General features: G+C 62.4%; 17 protein-coding genes. 7 read left to right on the forward strand and 10 right to left on the reverse strand.

The features are described from left to right. Positions 1-193: 193 nt before the first annotated feature. The 4 genes from groL to G7020_RS02855 form a co-directional block, all read right to left on the reverse strand. Positions 194-1,834, reverse strand: coding sequence for a chaperonin GroEL (groL, locus tag G7020_RS02840; RefSeq protein ID WP_181082423.1), 1,641 nt, complete (start codon positions 1,832-1,834; stop codon positions 194-196). A 48-nt stretch (positions 1,835-1,882) separates the two neighbouring features. After that, the gene (locus G7020_RS02845; RefSeq protein WP_084304326.1) at positions 1,883-2,176 is read right to left on the reverse strand and encodes a co-chaperone GroES; all 294 of its coding nucleotides are present in this window, start codon (positions 2,174-2,176) and stop codon (positions 1,883-1,885) included. Positions 2,177-2,420: 244 nt separating this feature from the next. Further along, positions 2,421-2,885, reverse strand: a complete 465-nt coding sequence (locus G7020_RS02850; RefSeq protein WP_181082424.1) for an FxsA family protein — start codon at positions 2,883-2,885, stop codon at positions 2,421-2,423. Positions 2,886-3,036: 151 nt separating this feature from the next. Beyond that, positions 3,037-3,741: a DUF2470 domain-containing protein gene (locus tag G7020_RS02855; RefSeq protein ID WP_181082425.1), complete on the reverse strand. Its 705-nt coding sequence runs from the start codon at positions 3,739-3,741 to the stop codon at positions 3,037-3,039. Between the two features lie 93 nt (positions 3,742-3,834). Between G7020_RS02855 and G7020_RS02860 the strand changes: the two genes are divergently transcribed. Beyond that, entirely contained in the window at positions 3,835-4,593 is a 759-nt protein-coding gene (locus G7020_RS02860; protein ID WP_181082426.1) for an SDR family oxidoreductase, read from the forward strand. Between the two features lie 108 nt (positions 4,594-4,701). Here the strand turns inward: G7020_RS02860 and G7020_RS02865 are convergent, their stop codons facing one another. Continuing rightward, complete coding sequence (locus G7020_RS02865) at positions 4,702-5,706, reverse strand: DUF481 domain-containing protein (RefSeq protein ID WP_181082427.1); 1,005 nt, start codon at positions 5,704-5,706, stop codon at positions 4,702-4,704. A 437-nt stretch (positions 5,707-6,143) separates the two neighbouring features. Between G7020_RS02865 and G7020_RS02870 the strand changes: the two genes are divergently transcribed. Next, the gene (locus tag G7020_RS02870) at positions 6,144-6,503 is read left to right on the forward strand and encodes an MGMT family protein (RefSeq protein WP_181082428.1); all 360 of its coding nucleotides are present in this window, start codon (positions 6,144-6,146) and stop codon (positions 6,501-6,503) included. Positions 6,504-6,541: 38 nt separating this feature from the next. Beyond that, entirely contained in the window at positions 6,542-8,242 is a 1,701-nt protein-coding gene (locus G7020_RS02875) for an AmpG family muropeptide MFS transporter (RefSeq protein ID WP_181082429.1), read from the forward strand. Positions 8,243-8,246: 4 nt separating this feature from the next. On the opposite strand, the gene G7020_RS02880 is transcribed toward G7020_RS02875, so the two are convergent. Both G7020_RS02880 and G7020_RS02885 read right to left on the reverse strand, forming a co-directional pair. Then, positions 8,247-9,071 carry a mechanosensitive ion channel family protein gene (locus G7020_RS02880; RefSeq protein ID WP_181082430.1) on the reverse strand — a complete coding sequence of 275 codons (825 nt, stop codon included), beginning with the start codon at positions 9,069-9,071 and terminating at the stop codon, positions 8,247-8,249. Between the two features lie 75 nt (positions 9,072-9,146). Then, positions 9,147-9,626 carry a YajQ family cyclic di-GMP-binding protein gene (locus G7020_RS02885; RefSeq protein WP_181082431.1) on the reverse strand — a complete coding sequence of 160 codons (480 nt, stop codon included), beginning with the start codon at positions 9,624-9,626 and terminating at the stop codon, positions 9,147-9,149. Between the two features lie 150 nt (positions 9,627-9,776). On the opposite strand from G7020_RS02885, the gene G7020_RS02890 reads away from it, so the two are divergent. The 4 genes from G7020_RS02890 to G7020_RS02905 are packed head-to-tail and all read left to right on the forward strand — an operon-like array spanning position 9,777 to position 14,309. Then, positions 9,777-10,745: a GGDEF domain-containing response regulator gene (locus G7020_RS02890; RefSeq protein WP_181082432.1), complete on the forward strand. Its 969-nt coding sequence runs from the start codon at positions 9,777-9,779 to the stop codon at positions 10,743-10,745. Then, positions 10,742-11,659 carry a putative 2-dehydropantoate 2-reductase gene (locus G7020_RS02895; protein ID WP_181082433.1) on the forward strand — a complete coding sequence of 306 codons (918 nt, stop codon included), beginning with the start codon at positions 10,742-10,744 and terminating at the stop codon, positions 11,657-11,659. The genes G7020_RS02890 and G7020_RS02895 overlap by 4 nt, the downstream gene beginning before the upstream one ends. Positions 11,660-11,701: 42 nt before the next feature. Beyond that, entirely contained in the window at positions 11,702-13,717 is a 2,016-nt protein-coding gene (locus G7020_RS02900) for a sensor histidine kinase (protein ID WP_181082434.1), read from the forward strand. A gap of 13 nt (positions 13,718-13,730) precedes the next feature. Continuing rightward, positions 13,731-14,309: a cob(I)yrinic acid a,c-diamide adenosyltransferase gene (locus G7020_RS02905; RefSeq protein WP_181082435.1), complete on the forward strand. Its 579-nt coding sequence runs from the start codon at positions 13,731-13,733 to the stop codon at positions 14,307-14,309. A 181-nt stretch (positions 14,310-14,490) separates the two neighbouring features. On the opposite strand, the gene G7020_RS02910 is transcribed toward G7020_RS02905, so the two are convergent. From G7020_RS02910 to G7020_RS23960, 3 genes are all read right to left on the reverse strand, one after another. Further along, the gene (locus G7020_RS02910) at positions 14,491-15,252 is read right to left on the reverse strand and encodes an alpha/beta hydrolase family protein (RefSeq protein WP_181082436.1); all 762 of its coding nucleotides are present in this window, start codon (positions 15,250-15,252) and stop codon (positions 14,491-14,493) included. After that, complete coding sequence (locus G7020_RS02915) at positions 15,239-16,366, reverse strand: DUF3182 family protein (RefSeq protein WP_181082437.1); 1,128 nt, start codon at positions 16,364-16,366, stop codon at positions 15,239-15,241. Before G7020_RS02915 ends, G7020_RS02910 begins: the two co-directional genes overlap by 14 nt. Positions 16,367-16,565: 199 nt before the next feature. Further along, positions 16,566-16,679: hypothetical protein (locus tag G7020_RS23960; protein WP_258189232.1), on the reverse strand; the 114-nt coding region annotated here is incomplete at its 5' end.

Here is a 16,679-nt window from a genome sequence, read left to right on the forward strand (position 1 = left end):
GGGTCCCCGCGTTCGCGGGGATGACGGGGCGTGCGGGGATGATAGGACCGCGCGGATGGTTCGGGCATTGGTTCGCGGACAAGTCCGCTCCTACAGGATCGGCGTGACAACTGGGACACATAGTCTTTTCATTTGTCGCCACGCATAAAAAACCCCGAGCAAGCCCGGGGTTTTTTATGGTGCGGGGGTCGGCTTACATCATGCCGCCCATACCACCCATGCCGCCCATGTCCGGCATGGCCGGGGCAGCCTTGTCGTCGACCACTTCGGCGACCATGGCTTCGGTGGTGACCATCAGACCGCCGATGGAGGCTGCAGCCTGCAGTGCGGAACGGGTGACCTTGGCCGGATCGAGGATGCCCATCTCGATCATGTCGCCATAGGTGTCGGACGCGGCGTTGAAGCCGTAGTTGCCTTCACCCTGCTTGACCTTGTCGACCACCACGCTCGGCTCGCCACCGGCGTTGGCGACGATCTGGCGCAGCGGAGCCTCGACGGCGCGACGCAGCAGCGCGATACCGACGTTCTGGTCTTCGTTGTCACCCTTGAGCTCGGAGATCGCCTGCAGCGCGCGCACCAGCGCGACACCGCCGCCAGGCACCACGCCTTCTTCGACGGCTGCACGGGTGGCGTGCAGGGCGTCTTCGACGCGGGCCTTCTTCTCTTTCATCTCAACTTCGGTACCGGCGCCGACCTTGATCACGGCAACACCGCCGGCCAGCTTGGCCAGACGCTCTTGCAGCTTTTCCTTGTCGTAGTCGGAGGTGGTTTCTTCGACCTGCTTGCGGATCTGCGCAACGCGGGCTTCGATGTCGGTCTGCTGGCCGGCACCGTCGATGATGGTGGTGTTTTCCTTGTTCAGCACGACGCGCTTGGCGTTACCCAGGTGCTCCAGGGTAGCGGTTTCCAGGCTCAGGCCGACCTCTTCGGAAATCACGGTAGCGCCGGTGAGGATGGCGATGTCCTGCAGCATGGCCTTGCGGCGATCGCCGAAGCCTGGCGCCTTGACCGCGGCGACCTTGACGATGCCACGCATGTTGTTGACCACCAGAGTGGCCAGCGCTTCGCCTTCGACGTCCTCGGCAACGATCAGCAGCGGACGACCGGCCTTGGCAACGGCTTCGAGCACCGGCAGCAGTTCGCGGATGTTGCTGATCTTCTTGTCGACCAGCAGCAGCAGCGGGCTGTCCAGCTCGGCCACCATGGTGTCCGGCTTGTTGATGAAGTAGGGGGACAGGTAGCCACGGTCGAACTGCATGCCTTCGACGACGGACAGCTCGTTCTCCAGGCCCGAACCTTCCTCGACGGTGATCACGCCTTCCTTGCCTACGCGCTCCATGGCTTCGGCGATAATGTCACCGATGGAGTTGTCGGAGTTGGCGGAGATGGTGCCGACCTGAGCGATGGCCTTGGAGTCGGCGCACGGCTTGGCCAGGTTCTTCAGCTCGGCGACGATGGCGATGGTGGCCTTGTCGATGCCGCGCTTCAGATCCATCGGGTTCATGCCAGCAGCGACGGCCTTCAGGCCTTCGTTGACGATGGCCTGGGCCAGGACGGTAGCGGTGGTGGTGCCGTCACCGGCTTCGTCGTTGGCCTTGGAGGCAACGTCCTTGACCAGCTGGGCGCCCATGTTCTCGAAGCGGTCCTTGAGCTCGATTTCCTTGGCGACGGAAACGCCGTCCTTGGTGATCAGGGGTGCGCCGAAGCTCTTTTCCAGAACCACGTTGCGGCCTTTCGGGCCGAGGGTCGCTTTTACCGCGTCAGCCAGGACGTTTACGCCTGTCAGCATCTTCTTGCGTGCGGAATCGCCGAACTTGACTTCTTTAGCAGCCATTTTGATTGATCCTCAATACTTGAATATGGATGGAGATTCGCGAGGGAATCAGGCTTCAACGACAGCGAGGATTTCGTTCTCGCTCATCACCAGCAGATCTTCGCCGTCGACCTTGACGGTGTTGCTGCCGGAGTAAGGACCGAATACCACCTTGTCACCGACCTTGACGGCCAGCGCACGCACTTCACCGTTGTCCAGCACACGGCCAGTGCCCACAGCAACGATTTCGCCCTGGTTCGGCTTCTCGGCAGCGGAGCCCGGCAGGACGATGCCGCCTGCGGTCTTGGTTTCTTCTTCGCTGCGACGGATTACGACGCGGTCATGCAGAGGACGAAGCTTCATTGTCGATCTCTCCTAACAGAGTGGTTCCATGCCGATGCATCTCATCGGCGGGTTGGCAAATCCGGCGGTGCCGGTTGCGGCCCGCAGCGCGGGCCGCAGAAGACGGACTGTCAAAATGCGACAGCGACCTTGCGGTGACCGCTACATGCGGGCGGGGAAAATGATTTCAAGGGTCAGTCACCATTTTTTTGCAGCTGGAGAGTGCCGGACATGCCTGCGCATGCCCCGCGAATCGAAGGGCACGTCATTTGTCGCGACGTTCCCATTCACCTTCGATCACGTTCGGGCGCTGGGCGCCGGTGGGCTGCTCATGCTGCCGGCGAAGCTCATCGGCAAAGGCGCGGCGACGTTGCGCCTGGGCTTCGGCACGGCGCCCGAGCACGCCCAGAAACAGCTTGCGCGAGGGCGGGAACAGCAACAGCAAGGCGACGAAGTCACTGATAAAACCCGGCAGGAACAACAGGCCGCCGGCGACGACCATCAGCATGCCCTGGAGCATTTCACGCTCCGGCAATTCACCCCGCGCCAGCCGCTCACGGGCACGCCAGGCGGTGGCAAAGCCGGCAAAGCGCATCAGCAGAATCCCGGCCATGCCGCTGAGCACCAGCACGAGAAGGGTCACCAGCACCCCGATGGAGCTGCCGACCTGGATCAGCAGCGCCAGCTCGGCCAACGGGAACAGGAGAAAAAGCAGCAAGAAAATTCGCATCAATAATCCTTGGCGGAAGAACGGCTTCCGATTCTGTGTAGATGACGGCACCGGGTAACGAATTCAAGCCGGGTGACGGGCAGGCTGTAACCGGATTATTCGCCTTGGCTTGTCGTTGAAAACTACCGGATAAAGCTGAAGTCAGGCTGAATCAGGCGCGGGCCATGCTCACCAGTGCCTGCCGCACCTCGATGGCGGTCGAGCAGGCGGACGGAAACGGCAACCAGTGGACCGCCTGCCCGATACGCAGGTGAAAGCCCTCGGCATCGATCCCCACCATTCGCGCTTCGGGCGTGGCCGGCAGCCCCGCCTGCCCGACGTAATGGGCGATCGCCGCGGCATGGTCGGCGTTCATGTGTTCGAGCATGCCGCCCTCATCGCCCTCGGCACCGGCAAAGGGATTGGCCAGTGCGACCTGTTCCAGCCAGTGAATGGCGCCGAAGCCGCCGATGAAACGCCAGCGCACCGGCTGCAGGACCCAGAAATCGAAATCATGCACGCGATGGTAGTCGCGCGACTCGGGGAAGTAACGGTAATAGCGCTCAGCCGCCGTCTCGACCGACAGCGGCTCACTCAGCTGTCGCGCTTGGGCCATGAGCGTCAGGCGCCCGTTGAGCTGCACATCCTCGACGTCACGCTCGGCAACCAGCAACGAGCAGCGCGGATCGGCCTGAAGATTCCGGGTGTGCTGGGCAATCCGGCTGATCAATATCAGCGGCCAGCCCTCCTCGCTCAGGCAATAGGGAACGACCGAGCCGAAGGGAAAGCCCGGCATCGCCAGGGAGTGCGTGGAGAGCACGCCCCGGTATTCCTTGAGCAGTAATAGTCGGGCATTCTTGACGGCTTCTACGCTCACCTTGGGCTCCTCGGACGGCTGACTGTCGCGTCAGCATAACCTGCCCTCTGAAGGCGTCGCGATACGCATCGACTATAAAAACGGGAGATTGGCATGCAGCTCAAAGACAAGGTCATCATCATTACTGGCGGCGGGCAGGGCCTGGGACGCGCGATGGGCGAATACCTCGCCGGCAAGGGTGCCCGCCTGGCGCTGGTCGACCTCAACCAGGAACGCCTCGATGAAGCAGTCCAGGCCTGCAAGCATGCTGGCGGCGATGCCCGCGCCTACCTGTGCAACGTCGCCGACGAGGAGCAGGTCAGCGGCATGGTGAATCAGGTCAGCGAGGACTTCGGCGGGCTCGATGGGCTGGTCAACAATGCCGGCATCCTGCGCGATGGCCTGACGATCAAGGTCAAGGATGGCGAGCTGTCGAAGATGAGCCTGGCGCAGTGGCAGTCGGTGATCGACGTCAACCTGACCGGCGTCTTCCTCTGCACCCGTGAAGTCGCGGCCAGGATGATCGAGTTGAAGCGCCAGGGCGCGATCGTCAATATTTCCTCGATTTCCCGCGCCGGCAACATGGGCCAGGCCAACTACTCCGCCGCCAAGGCCGGCGTCGCCGCCGATACCGTGGTCTGGGCCAGGGAACTGGCGCGCTACGGGATCCGTGTGGCGGGCGTCGCACCCGGCTTCATCGAGACCGAGATGGTCGCCAGCATGAAGCCAGAAGCACTGGAAAGAATGACTGCCGGAATTCCCCTGAGACGCCTGGGCACCCCGCTGGAAATCGCCCATTCGGTGGCCTACATCTTCGAGAACGATTACTACACCGGGCGGATTCTGGAGCTCGATGGCGGGCTGCGGCTCTAAAGGGCGGCTGGAGGCTGGAGGCTGGAGGCTGGAGGCTGGAGGCTGCCCAGCATGTGGGCTTTTCCGTACGGCCTTCAGCGTTCCAGCGCTTTTATCGGCTTTACGTCCTTACCAGCCTACGCCAAAGCCGATGGTGTAGCGGGTTTCGTCGGTTTCGTTCTCGGCGCCGCTGACGATATCCCGCTCGGCCTTCATGTTCAGCGAAGCCCAGTCGGTCACCTTGTAGCGCAGCCCGATTTCGGCATCCAGCGCGTAATCAGCCACGTTTTCCAGCGGCTTGCCGATTTCGCCGGTGCTGAACAGTTCGAATGTCTTGCCCACCAGATAGCGGTTGTAATCCCACTTCATCGCGGCCAGGAAGAATTCATCCTTGCTGCCGTCGGCATATTCGTAATCGCTGCGGTTGATCAGCGAAGCCAGCGAGAAGGCTCCCAGCTCGTTGTCCCAGAACTGGTAACCGGGACCGGTACCTATGGTGCGCTGGCGACGAACATCCTCGATCTGATCGCGCTTGTAGCTCAGGCGCCCCTGCCAGAACCAGTGCTCGTCGAGGAAACGGTCGAGCGCGTATTCGGCATCCCAGTTGTCGGTGACGGTCACGCCGTCGCGATATTCGCGGTTGTAGCTGCCGGTACCGTTGTGCCGCCACAGACCATGCCGCGCCTTGGTGTCGAAGGACACATCGTAGTCATCGGTATCGGTTTCGGCGCGCTTGTAGTCCATCGCCACGTCGATGTTGCCCTTCCAGGAAAAATCCTGAATCAGCGGCTTGGGATGGATGATCTGCGAGATGCTCGCCAGCTCCACCGTGCGTGGCGCGGCGCCATTGGCGAGGATAACCTTGCCATCCTCGCTCGCCTGTAGCGACTGGATCACTTCGCCAGTAACCTGATCCTGCTTGATCAGCAGTTTCTGGTTGCTTTCCAGCGTGGCGATGCTGCTCCACTTCAGTGGAATCGAACCGCCATAGTCGGTCTCCAGGAGCAGCTTGCCGCCGTCCAGGACACTGATCTTGCCGGTCAGGCGATCACCATTCTTCAGCCATACGGTATCGGCGAGCAATGGCAGGGGGAGCGTGACCAGGGTCACGCACAACAGGGTTCTGGGAAGCATATAGATGTACTGGATATCTGATCGAGTGGATTAACAAGCCATTGAAGGGCCGCATTATCCTTATGCTGGTGGTCACAGCAAGCACTGACCGCCAGGCGGAAGACGAGTTCATCAGGACCTGTTCAAAGTCTCGCGAGCTAGAGCAATGCAAGGCGCAACGACCAACGGGAGTAACAGCCGGAAGGCTGGCCCGAAGGGCGAGCGTAGCGAGTCAAAACAGGCGAGAAACGTAGCGCAGCGAAGTAACAGCCGCAGGCTGGCCCGCAGGGTGAGCGCAGCGAATCACGCGGAGTTTACAGCTGTAAATGAGCAGTACTCACTTCGTTCGCCCTCCGGGCCGCGCTAAAGCGCGTTAGCCGCAAGCGGCTTTCCGAGCCTGTTTTTAACGCAGCAGTGCCGACGCGCAGCAGACTTTGAACAGGTTCTAAGGAAGCCCCATGCCCGAACAGCCACCCTTGTTACCATCCGGCGCCGATGCCGAAGCACGCCGTGCCGCCGTCTATCTGGTGATGGCGCAGATTCCCGAAGGCAAGGTGGTGAGCTATGGCGAGCTGGCGGCCATGGCCGGCCTTGGCCGTGCCGCGCGCTGGGTCGGGCGGTTGATGTCGCAGCTGCCGGACGACACCCGTCTGCCCTGGCATAGGGTGATCGCCGCCGGCGGTCGCCTGAGCCTGCCAGCGGGCAGCGCGGCAGGCCATGAGCAGCGAGAACGCCTGCGCGCCGAGGGCCTGACCATCATCAATGACCGGGTGAACATACGTCGGCACGGCTGGCATTCATTCGAGCACAGCGAGTAGAGTGCGCCTTTTGTCTTTTTCAGCCGACAGATCATTCCATGTCCCGTGAAACCTGGCGCGATGCACTCGCCGCCTATGCCAGCCCCGCCTCGCTGACGCTGCTGATCCTCGGCTTCGCCGCCGGATTGCCGGCGATCCTGGTGTTTTCGACGCTGTCGGTGTGGCTGCGCGAAGCCGGCGTCTCGCGGGAAACCATCGGCTTCGCCAGCTGGATCAGCCTGGCCTACGCTTTCAAGTGGGTCTGGTCACCGATGCTCGACCAGTGGCGCCTGCCGTGGATCGGCGCACTTGGGCGTAGGCGCTCCTGGCTGGTGCTGTCGCAGGCGCTGATCGCCATCGGCCTGGTGGGCATGGCGCTGTGCAACCCGCAAACCAACCTGACCATGCTGATCGCCCTGGCGGTGATGGTGGCGTTTTCCTCGGCGACCCAGGACATCGCCATCGACGCCTACCGCCTGGAGATCGCCGAAGACAAACTGCAGGCGACCCTGGCCGCGAGCTACATGACCGGCTATCGCGTCGCCATGCTGCTGGCCAGTGCCGGCGCCCTGTTTCTCGCCGAATGGCTGGGATCGAGCAGCCTGGAATACGACCAGGCCGCCTGGACCCTGACCTATCTGGTGTTCGCCTTGCTGATCGTGCCGGGCTTCATCACCAGCCTGCTGATTCCCGAGCCCGAAGCCGCCGCCCCGCTGCCCAATGAGCCATCGCGCTATACCTTCAACCATCAACTGGCCGCCGTTGGCCTGCTGCTGGTGCTGCTGATTTCCGTCCCGGCGATGATCAATGCGCTGATCGCCCAGGCCTGGCCGCGAGCACTGCTCTATGCACTGTTCATCCTCGGCAGCATTTCGCCCGTGGGCCGCTCGCTGCTGGTGCCGGTACGGCACATTCTCGGCCAGGCCGGACATAAGCAACGCCCGCAACGTTTCGATTTCGCGCACCAGGCGGTGTCGGTGATCGTGCTGATCATCCTTATCGTTTCCACCACCGGCATGTTCCAGTCCTACTGGGGCGGCTACTGGCCACGCGGCACCATGTACCTGCTGATCTGCTGGGGCTGCCTGTCCGCTCCCGGGCGTATCCTGATGGGGCCGGTACTGACGCCGATCACCGACTTCATCGTCCGCTACCGCTGGCAGGCGCTGCTGTTGCTCGGGCTGATCGCCACCTATCGGATGTCCGACACGGTGATGGGCGTGATGGCCAACGTGTTCTACATCGACCAGGGCTTTTCCAAGGACGAGATCGCCAGCGTCAGCAAGGTGTTCGGGCTGATCATGACACTGCTCGGTGCGGCCTTCGGTGGCCTGCTGATCGTGCGTTTCAGCATCCTGCCGATCCTCTTCATCGGCGGCGTCGCCTCGGCGGCGACCAACCTGATGTTCATGGTGCTGGTGGAAATGGGCGCGAATCTGCAGATGCTGATCGTCACCATTTCCTGCGACAACTTCAGTGGCGGGCTGGCCTCAACGGCCTTCGTCGCCTACCTGTCGAGCCTGACCAACCTCAAGTTCTCGGCCACCCAGTACGCGCTGCTCAGCTCGCTGATGCTGCTGTTGCCGCGCCTGCTGGGGGGCTATTCGGGCGTGATGGTAGAAAGTCTCGGCTACAGCAACTTCTTTCTGGTCACCGCCCTGCTCGGGGTGCCGACGCTGGTGCTGATCGCCTGGCAATGGACGCGCAACCGCCAGCACCCCGAAGCGGCGCGGAACACGCCGTCTTCGGAGCACGGCTGACGGTTCAGCCCTGAACGACGTGCAGCTCGCGGCGCGGCAGCGGAACGCCAATGCCGGCCTCGGCGAAACGCTCCTTGAGCTGTTCGGTGAACGCGAACGTCACCGGCCAGAAGTCACCCGTGGCGACCCAGACGCGCAGCGACAGGTTCACCGCACTTTCCCCCAGCCCGGTCACGAACACCACGGGCTCGGGGTCACGCAGCACGCGCGCATCCTCGGCGATCTCCAGCAGAATCTTGCGGGCCAGCCTGATATCCGCGCTGTAGGCAATGCCGACGTTGATGTCCGCGCGCCGGCGCTGTTCGCGTGAATAGTTGGTGATATGGCCGTTGGACAGGCTGCCGTTGGGCACCACGATGGTCTTGTTGTCGGCGCTCTTGAGTACCGTATGGAAAATCTGGATGGAATGGACGGTGCCCGCCACGCCCTGGGCCTCGATCCATTCACCGACCCGAAACGGACGAAACAGCAGGATCAGCACACCACCGGCGAAGTTGGCCAGGCTGCCCTGCAGGGCCAGGCCCACCGCCAATCCGGCCGCACCGATCATGGCGATGAACGATGTGGTTTCCACACCGACCATCGAAGCCACGCTTATCAGCAGCAGGATCTTGAGCGCTACCCCAACGAGGCTTTCGATGAAGCCATGCAGCGAGGGATCGACCTGACGGCGACGCAGCAGCGCGCCAAGCCTGCCCGTCAGTTTGTTGATCAGCCACCAGCCGATCAGGAAGGTGATCAGCGCCAGCAGCAGCTGGGCCGAGTACTGCAGCACTATGGGCAGCCATGCCTCGGACAGGCCGACCAGATATTCGATATTGACATCCATGATGTACGGACTCCTGAGAGCAGAGCACACCGATCGTGCGGTGTGCTGGGGCAAAGCGGGAGAAAAGCGGCGGGATCAGTCGCGGAAGTTGTTGAACTGCAGCGGCATGCCGAAATCCTTGGCTCGCAGCAGGGCGATGGCCTCCTGCAGATCGTCGCGCTTCTTGCCGGTCACACGGACCTGCTCGCCCTGGATGGCCGCCTGTACCTTGAGCTTGGCATCCTTGATATGGGCGACGATCTTCTTCGCCAACTCCTTGTCGATGCCTTCACGCAACGTTACTTCCTGCTTGACCGTCTTGCCTGAGGGATAGGCGTCCTTGATCTCCAGGCACTGAACATCGATCTTGCGCTTGACCAGGCTCAACTTGAGGATTTCCAGCATCTGTTCCAATTGAAAATCCGCTTCAGCGGTCAGGTGAACGGTCAACTCCTTGAACTCAAATGTGCCTTTACCGCGCAAATCGTAACGTCGGTCCAGTTCCTTGACCGCGTTGTCGACGGCATTGGTGACTTCGTGTTTGTCCAGTTCGGACACTACGTCGAATGAGGGCATGGGCTTGCTCCATTAATATGAAACGGCACGATGGTGTGATCCAACGCGCTTAGCTTGTCGGTTAAAATGGGCCATCATTATAGCCGCTCGATCCGTAAACGCCCGGCCACACGACCTGTTGCTGACTCCCTCCTCCAACCGAGTCCATGAATGCCCAACCCACACCTCAGCATCCTGGTAGTCGACGACGCCAAGTTTTCCAGCGTCATGATTGGTCGCGCCCTGGCCAGGGCCGGTTATGAGGACATACGCTTCGCCAGCAGCGCCAATGCAGCGCTGGCGCTGATCGAACAGCGCCCGGCCAGCGTGCTGCTCGCCGACTGGCTGATGCCGGAGATGGACGGCCTGGAACTGACCGCCCAGGTGCGTCAGCAGGACGAAATGTCCAATCACTACACCTACATCATCCTGCTCACCGGGCGCGACGGCGACGACGTGCTGAACATCGCCTTCGATCGTGGCGTGGATGATTTCATCAGCAAGTCAGCGATGAGTGAGCAACTGGTCCCGCGGGTCTATGCTGCCGACCGGCTGTGCGGCTCGCTGCAACGGCTCATGCAGGAAAATCGCCTGCTCACCGAAAACATCGCCAGCCTGGAAAAGCGTAACCAGATCGACCCGATCACCGGGCTGGGCAATATGCGCTACCTGCGACAGAAGCTCGGCGACAGCCTGCGCCAGGTCGAAAGCCGTGGCGGCGCGCTCTGTTACCTTCTGATCGGCCTGCCGGAAATCACCAGTCAGCGGCAGCGCTATGGCGAGCAGTTCTATCAGGAACTGTTGCGCGGCGTGGCGCGACGCCTGCAACAACTGGTGCGCCCTCTGGATACGCTCACGCGCCTGGACGACAGCCATTTCGGCCTGCTGGCACTGGTCGACAACCCGCAGGAATGCTCCCCCAGCAGCTTCAAACGCCTGCACGAAGGCCTGAATATCAAGGCCTTCAAGACCAGCGAAGGCTTTATCTCGCTCAAGGCCGGCATCGGCCTGGTCAGTCTCGACACCAACAGCCTGCCCGTCGATCCCCGGCTGGTCATCGAGCGCGCCGAGGCGTTGCTTGCGGACGCCTACAGCACGGGCCGCATCGTGCCATTGCGCCTGAAAAAAACCGAGCAATGAGCACCCCCTGGCACGTTCTCGGCGCAGGCAGTCTCGGCTGCCTGTGGGCAACGCGCTTGAGCCGTGCCGCAATACCGGTACGCATTATTCTGCGCAACACCCGAAGGCTTGCCGACTACCGCACCGCCGGCGGTCTCGGCCTGACCGAGGAAGGCCGGACCAGCCTGCATCCGATCACCGCCGAACTGCCCGAAGCGGCTGCTCCCATCCAGCGATTGCTGGTTGCCTGCAAGGCCTATGACGCCGAAGCCGCCATTGCCGAGGTAGCGACACGCCTGCAGCCAGACGCTGAAATTCTCCTGCTGCAGAATGGTCTCGGCAGCCAGCAGGCCGTGGCGGCACGCTGGCCGGACAGCCGCTGCTTCTTCATCTCCAGCACCGAAGGCGCCTGGCGTTCAGCGGACTTTCAGGTGGTACACGCCGGCCACGGCCAGAACTGGCTTGGCGATCCCCTCGACCGGAACCCACCGCCCTGGCTAGCCGAGCTGGCGGCGGCAGGCATTCCCTGCGACTGGACAACCGATATCGAAGCCAGGCTGTGGCGCAAGCTCGCCCTCAATTGCGCCATCAACCCCCTCACCGTTCTGCATGACTGCCGCAACGGAGAGCTACTGGCGCACCGCGAACAGGTGCACCGGCTGTGCGACGAACTGAGCCGGATCCTTCAGGCCTGCGGCCAGGCCGAGGCGGCCCGCGCGCTCGAAGAGGAGGTGCTGCGCGTCATCGTGGCCACCGCAAACAACTACTCATCCATGTACCAGGATGTGCACAACGGACGCCGTACGGAAATCAGTTTCCTGCTCGGCTACGCCTGTCAGGCGGCACGACAGCATGGGCTGGAAGCTATCGAGCTGAACGCACTGCTCAAGCAACTGCAAACATTCCTCGTGCAGCACGGATTGCCGCAGGACTGAGGCCCCGCTACCCTGCGCAGACGCCCTTCGCCCGTGCCCGCCATGACTCTGCGCCAGCGTCTCGAAAATCTTCCGGTCGGTCGCAAGCTGTTGATCGCCCCGCTCGTCCTGCTTGCCGCCGTGCTGCTGGTCTCCAATCTGACCTTCATCAGCGCGGCCTACTGGATCTCGCGCCAGAGCGTCGCCCCCCAGGCAATGCACACCCTCGGCGCGCTGTTCGCCACGCCCGAACTGAGCCAGCAAGCCCTCGAATCGGAAGCGACCGCCAATGCACTGCTGGGCAAACTTGACGACTATGCGCCGCTGCGCGCGGCGGTAATCTATGACGCTGCGGGCCAGCGCTTCGCGCAGCTGCATCGGGGCGAACCACTGGCCCTGCCTGAGCAGACCAGCCAGCTTGAGCATTGGCAGAAAACCGAAATGCGCGCCAACCTGCTGGTCGAACTGCCCCAGGCCGCAGGCCCGCCAGGGCATTTGCTGATCGTTGCCAGCAGCGAACTGCCGGGCGCCTTCTACACCGGCACCCTGACGGCCAGCCTGGCTATCCTGCTGGCCAGCCTGCTGCTGTGGATACTGGTCGCGCGACAGATTCGTCAGTTGATTACCCGCCCGATCCGCGACCTTGAAGCCCTTACCCGCCAGGTCACCCGCGAGGAAAACTATTCGCTGCGCGCCAAACCTCGCAACCAGGACGAAATCGGTCGCCTCGCCGATGCCTTCAACACCATGCTGTCGCGCATGGACGCACGTGAACAGCAACTCAAGCGCGCCCGCGACGACGCTCAGGAGGCCTTCGACCATGCACAGGGTCTGGCCGAAGAAACCCGGCGCTCCAACCGCAAGCTAGAACTCGAAGTCCAGATCCGCAGCAAGATCGAACTCAAGCTCACCGGTTTCCAGAACTACCTCAACAGCATCATCGACTCCATGCCCTCGGTGCTTATCGCGCTGGATGAACAACTCCACGTGACTCAGTGGAACCAGCAGGCCAGTGCGCTTTCCGGCACGTCCCTGGTCGATGCGCTGAACCAGCCGGTGTTCATTGCCTTCGAGCCGCTGCGCCCCTTTCTCAGCCAGATTCGCCGAACCTGCGAGCATCATGAGGTACAGAAGATCGAACGTGTCACCTGGGCCTTCCACGAAGAACCCCGGCAGTATGCGCTGACGCTTTACCCGCTGATGGGCGGTGCGGGGCGGGGCGTGGTGATCCGCATCGACGACATCACCGAGCGCATCAACATGGAAGAGCTCATGGTGCAGTCGGAAAAGATGCTCTCGGTCGGCAGCCTGGCCGCCGGCATGGCCCATGAAATCAACAACCCGCTCGGCGCCATCCTGCATAACGCGCAGAACATCCGTCGACGACTGTCACCCGACCTGGAACGCAACCGCGAAGCCGCTGAAGAAATCGGGCTGCGCCTGGAAGCGGTCAACCAGTACCTGCAGCGACGCGAAGTGCCACAGCTGCTGGACGGCATCCAGCAGGCCGGCTCACGCGCCGCCCGGATCGTCAGCCACATGCTCAGTTTCAGCCGCCTGAGCAATCGCCAGCTGGCCGAGTGCCAACTGAGCGAGCTGATCGACCAGGCGCTGGAAATTGCCGGTAACGACTTTGCCCTGACGGACAATTTCGATTTTCGCGCCATCGAGATTCAGCGCAACTTCGATCCGAAGGTCAGCCGGGTTCCCTGCATCGGCAACGAGCTCGAACAGGTGCTGCTCAACCTGCTGAAGAATGCCGCTCAGGCCATCCATCAAGGCCCGCACAGAAGTCACGGGCAGATTATCCTGCGCACGCGCCTGAACCCGCCGTGGGCCGAAATCCAGGTGGAAGACAACGGCGGCGGGATTCCCGAACATATTCGCAAGCGGATCTTCGAGCCCTTCTTCACCACCAAGGAAGTGGGCCAGGGGACCGGCCTGGGACTGTCAGTGTCCTATTTCATCATTACCAACAACCACAAGGGCCAGATGGAGGTGCATTGCAGACCGGGCCAGGGCACCACTTTCACCCTGCGCCTGCCGTTGGCATCGGGCTCGGAAATCACCAGTAACTGAACAGGACACATTCATGGGCAATCGACTTTCAAAAATCTACACGCGCACCGGCGACAGCGGCGAAACCGGCCTGGCCGATGGACGCCGGGTGCCCAAGGATCACCCACGCGTCGAAGCCATGGGCGAGATCGATACCCTCAACAGCCAACTGGGCCTGCTGCTCGCCGAACTTGCCGAAAAGCAGGGGCACTGGCCAGGCCTGGCTGAGTTGATCGAGGTACTGGGGCCATGCCAGCATCGCCTGTTCGACCTGGGCGGCGAACTGGCGATGCCCGAATATCAGGCACTCACCGAAGGCGAAGTGGCGCGTCTGGAGGCAGCCATCGACCGCTGGAACGAAGAGCTGGGACCGCTCAAGGACTTCATCATGCCCGGCGGCTCGCGCCTGATCGCTCTTGCCCACCTGTGCCGTAGCATGGCGCGTACCAGCGAAAGACGCTGCCAGCAGCTCAACGCCAGCGAGCCCTTGCGCCCGGTGGGCCTCGCCTACCTCAACCGTCTGTCGGACCTGCTCTTCGTCGCCGCCCGGCTGATAGCGCGCCGCCAGGGCTGCGCGGAAATCCTCTGGCAGGCCGCCCGCGCGCCGGCTTGAGGCGAAGTGTTGGATTACGCCTGCGGAAACCCGGATTACGCCTGCGGCTAATCCAGGCTACGAGGCTGAACCGGCACGCCGCATCTTCAAACGTAGGTCCAAGGCGTAGGTCGGGTCACGCTTCATCGACCCGACGAGCGGAGCTTCGGACAGGGTGAGGGGCGAGCCAATACGCGAGGCTTCAGAAACCAGGGCTGTGCAACCTGCCCAGACGCCCGCCGACCACCATCTCGGTCGCCCAGCCGACCAGAATATCGGTATAGGTTTTCTGGCAGCTTTCACTGGTCAGGCCATGATCGGCGCCAAGGATGATGCGATGGGTCAGCGAGTGCGTCTGATGAAACGCCGCGCGATAGCTCATGATGGTCGCGTGCGGAACCAGATGGTCGAATTCGGATTCGACCAGCAGCACATCGCCGCGAAAATCAGCGCAGGCCGCCAGAGCGCGATTCTCTTCGGGCATCACACGCCGCCCTCGTAGCTGGTTGAGAATGTCCCGATCCAGTTGCCGTTTGGGCACCATCCAGTCGTCATCCCGATACAACGCCGGCACCCGCATGGCGAGCCATCTGACAGGTCGCAATGCAGTCAGAAGCGCTGCCAGATAACCGCCATAACTGGTCCCCACCACGGCAATCGCCGAAGAATCAATATGCGGATGCTGCGCCAGCAGGTCGTAGGCGGCGAGCAGGTCGTTTAGATTCTGCTCGCGCGTCACCGTCTGCTGCTGCGCCAGCGTCAGGGCATGGCCGCGCAGGTCGAACGACAGGCAGATGCAGCCCAGCCCGGCAATGCCTCGGGCGCGCGTCAGGTCACGCTCCTGGCTGCCACCCCAGCCATGTACGAAAAGCACACCGGGCAACTTCGTCGGTGGCGTCAGGAAGGTGCCGGCGATGTGCTCGTCATCGACCAGGATGTCCACGGGTTCACTATGGGTTGCCATATTCCTCCAGGGTGACGTACTTGGTGATGAAACCGACCTCTTCGTCCTCGCCGCTAAAAAGCACCGTTGCGCTCTCGGGCACCGGCTTCGCCTCTCCGTAGAGTTCCACGGTCGACGCCTGCACCACACGCCTCTGACCGCCCTGGGCAAAGGCTTCGAGCGCGGCGATCTCGGCACCGCTGGCGCCTCCGATTCGCCAGGACTGCTCCAGCACACCGGAGCAGGCACGGCCTCTGCCATCCACGCCCTGGGCGATGTCGTAGTTACGCCGTGAGGCATGGAAATCCCGGAAACAGACCGAGGCAGCGACGTCATACACCTGCGCCTGGGCGATGGCCAGGCGGGTCTTGTCGGACAGGTCGAGCTTGAGCAAGGCGTCGAAATCACCCTCGACAACCACCAGGTCCGAGCCGCCATAGACGGTCTCGCCGGCATTATCCTGAGTCAGGCGTTGTGTGCCGTAGTAACTCAGCACCTGCGTGGCCACACGAACCTGCCCGACGCTGAAGGTCGTCACGCGATCCAGATTGCTTTCGAGGACCAGCCCATACTGCGAAAGCTCGGTCTCGTCGATATGCTCCAGCGCCTGGTCGAGCGCCTGAACACCATCCACCCGCTCCTGCCCGCGACCACCGGTGGCGCGCACCGGCTTGAGCCGTAGCGGCCCTTCATGCAGCAAGCGCCTTCCGGCCTCGCGGGCATCGTGCAGGGAGAATACGCTGTAGCCAGCCAGCACACTGCCCTTGACCCGGCTCGCAAAACCGCGCGACCAGCCCATGGGCGAATCGGCATTGGGCCGCAGCAGGGGGTGAGAGATAGCCTTGGTCTCGACGAAGGCATAGGGCACGACGCCACCAAAGAGGTCCTGCTCATCTTCGATGCCCAACTCGCGCGCCGACTCGACGCCCACAAGCGTACCGGATGGCACAAAGTAGAGCTGCTGGGAGTAATGGGCGGCAGGGTCATATTCACCGAGAAAAACCAGGCCCTGCAGCGCGGCCAGGCGTCTGGCCAGTTGCTCGTGCACGGCTTTTTCGTGCAGGGGTTCACGGGAACGGTTGGCCAGGGTCACCACGGCCCCGCGGGAATTTTGCGGCGCATCCGCACTCGTCATAGATGGACTCGCTCCATGGACTGCTGGTACATGCAAAGAAGCGGCGTCTGAGCCCTTCCTCGCTCGTTGCCACCCGAGCCAAAGCGGAACCGGTGTAGTCAATAGACCGCTGATCTCGGCCATCTATCCGTCAGGGACATATGACGCAAAAGGGGGAGCAGACCGAAATCTGCTCCCCCTTTTGCGTTGCAGCGCTGCGTTAGGCAACCGGCGACGTGCTGCGGATCAGGTGATCGAAGGCGCTCAACGAAGCCTTGGCGCCTTCGCCCAGGGCAATGACGATCTGCTTGTAGGGCACCGTGGTCACGTCGCC

It is taken from the genome of Stutzerimonas stutzeri, from assembly GCF_013522825.1.
Classification (GTDB): domain Bacteria; phylum Pseudomonadota; class Gammaproteobacteria; order Pseudomonadales; family Pseudomonadaceae; genus Stutzerimonas; species Stutzerimonas stutzeri_AK.

What these genes read in the sequence shown, in the direction of transcription:
- G7020_RS02915 (WP_181082437.1), bottom strand. Translation starts at nt 16,366, where the DNA reads ATGACGAGTGCGGATGCGCCGCAAAATTCCCGCGGGGCCGTGGTGACC.
- G7020_RS02905 (WP_181082435.1), top strand. Translation starts at nt 13,731, where the DNA reads ATGGGCAATCGACTTTCAAAAATCTACACGCGCACCGGCGACAGCGGC.
- G7020_RS02910 (WP_181082436.1), bottom strand. Translation starts at nt 15,252, where the DNA reads ATGGCAACCCATAGTGAACCCGTGGACATCCTGGTCGATGACGAGCAC.
- G7020_RS02890 (WP_181082432.1), top strand. Translation starts at nt 9,777, where the DNA reads ATGCCCAACCCACACCTCAGCATCCTGGTAGTCGACGACGCCAAGTTT.
- G7020_RS02865 (WP_181082427.1), bottom strand. Translation starts at nt 5,706, where the DNA reads ATGCTTCCCAGAACCCTGTTGTGCGTGACCCTGGTCACGCTCCCCCTG.
- G7020_RS02850 (WP_181082424.1), bottom strand. Translation starts at nt 2,885, where the DNA reads ATGCGAATTTTCTTGCTGCTTTTTCTCCTGTTCCCGTTGGCCGAGCTG.
- G7020_RS02885 (WP_181082431.1), bottom strand. Translation starts at nt 9,626, where the DNA reads ATGCCCTCATTCGACGTAGTGTCCGAACTGGACAAACACGAAGTCACC.
- G7020_RS02845 (WP_084304326.1), bottom strand. Translation starts at nt 2,176, where the DNA reads ATGAAGCTTCGTCCTCTGCATGACCGCGTCGTAATCCGTCGCAGCGAA.
- G7020_RS02900 (WP_181082434.1), top strand. Translation starts at nt 11,702, where the DNA reads ATGACTCTGCGCCAGCGTCTCGAAAATCTTCCGGTCGGTCGCAAGCTG.
- G7020_RS02880 (WP_181082430.1), bottom strand. Translation starts at nt 9,071, where the DNA reads ATGGATGTCAATATCGAATATCTGGTCGGCCTGTCCGAGGCATGGCTG.
- G7020_RS02870 (WP_181082428.1), top strand. Translation starts at nt 6,144, where the DNA reads ATGCCCGAACAGCCACCCTTGTTACCATCCGGCGCCGATGCCGAAGCA.
- G7020_RS02895 (WP_181082433.1), top strand. Translation starts at nt 10,742, where the DNA reads ATGAGCACCCCCTGGCACGTTCTCGGCGCAGGCAGTCTCGGCTGCCTG.
- groL (WP_181082423.1), bottom strand. Translation starts at nt 1,834, where the DNA reads ATGGCTGCTAAAGAAGTCAAGTTCGGCGATTCCGCACGCAAGAAGATG.
- G7020_RS02875 (WP_181082429.1), top strand. Translation starts at nt 6,542, where the DNA reads ATGTCCCGTGAAACCTGGCGCGATGCACTCGCCGCCTATGCCAGCCCC.
- G7020_RS02860 (WP_181082426.1), top strand. Translation starts at nt 3,835, where the DNA reads ATGCAGCTCAAAGACAAGGTCATCATCATTACTGGCGGCGGGCAGGGC.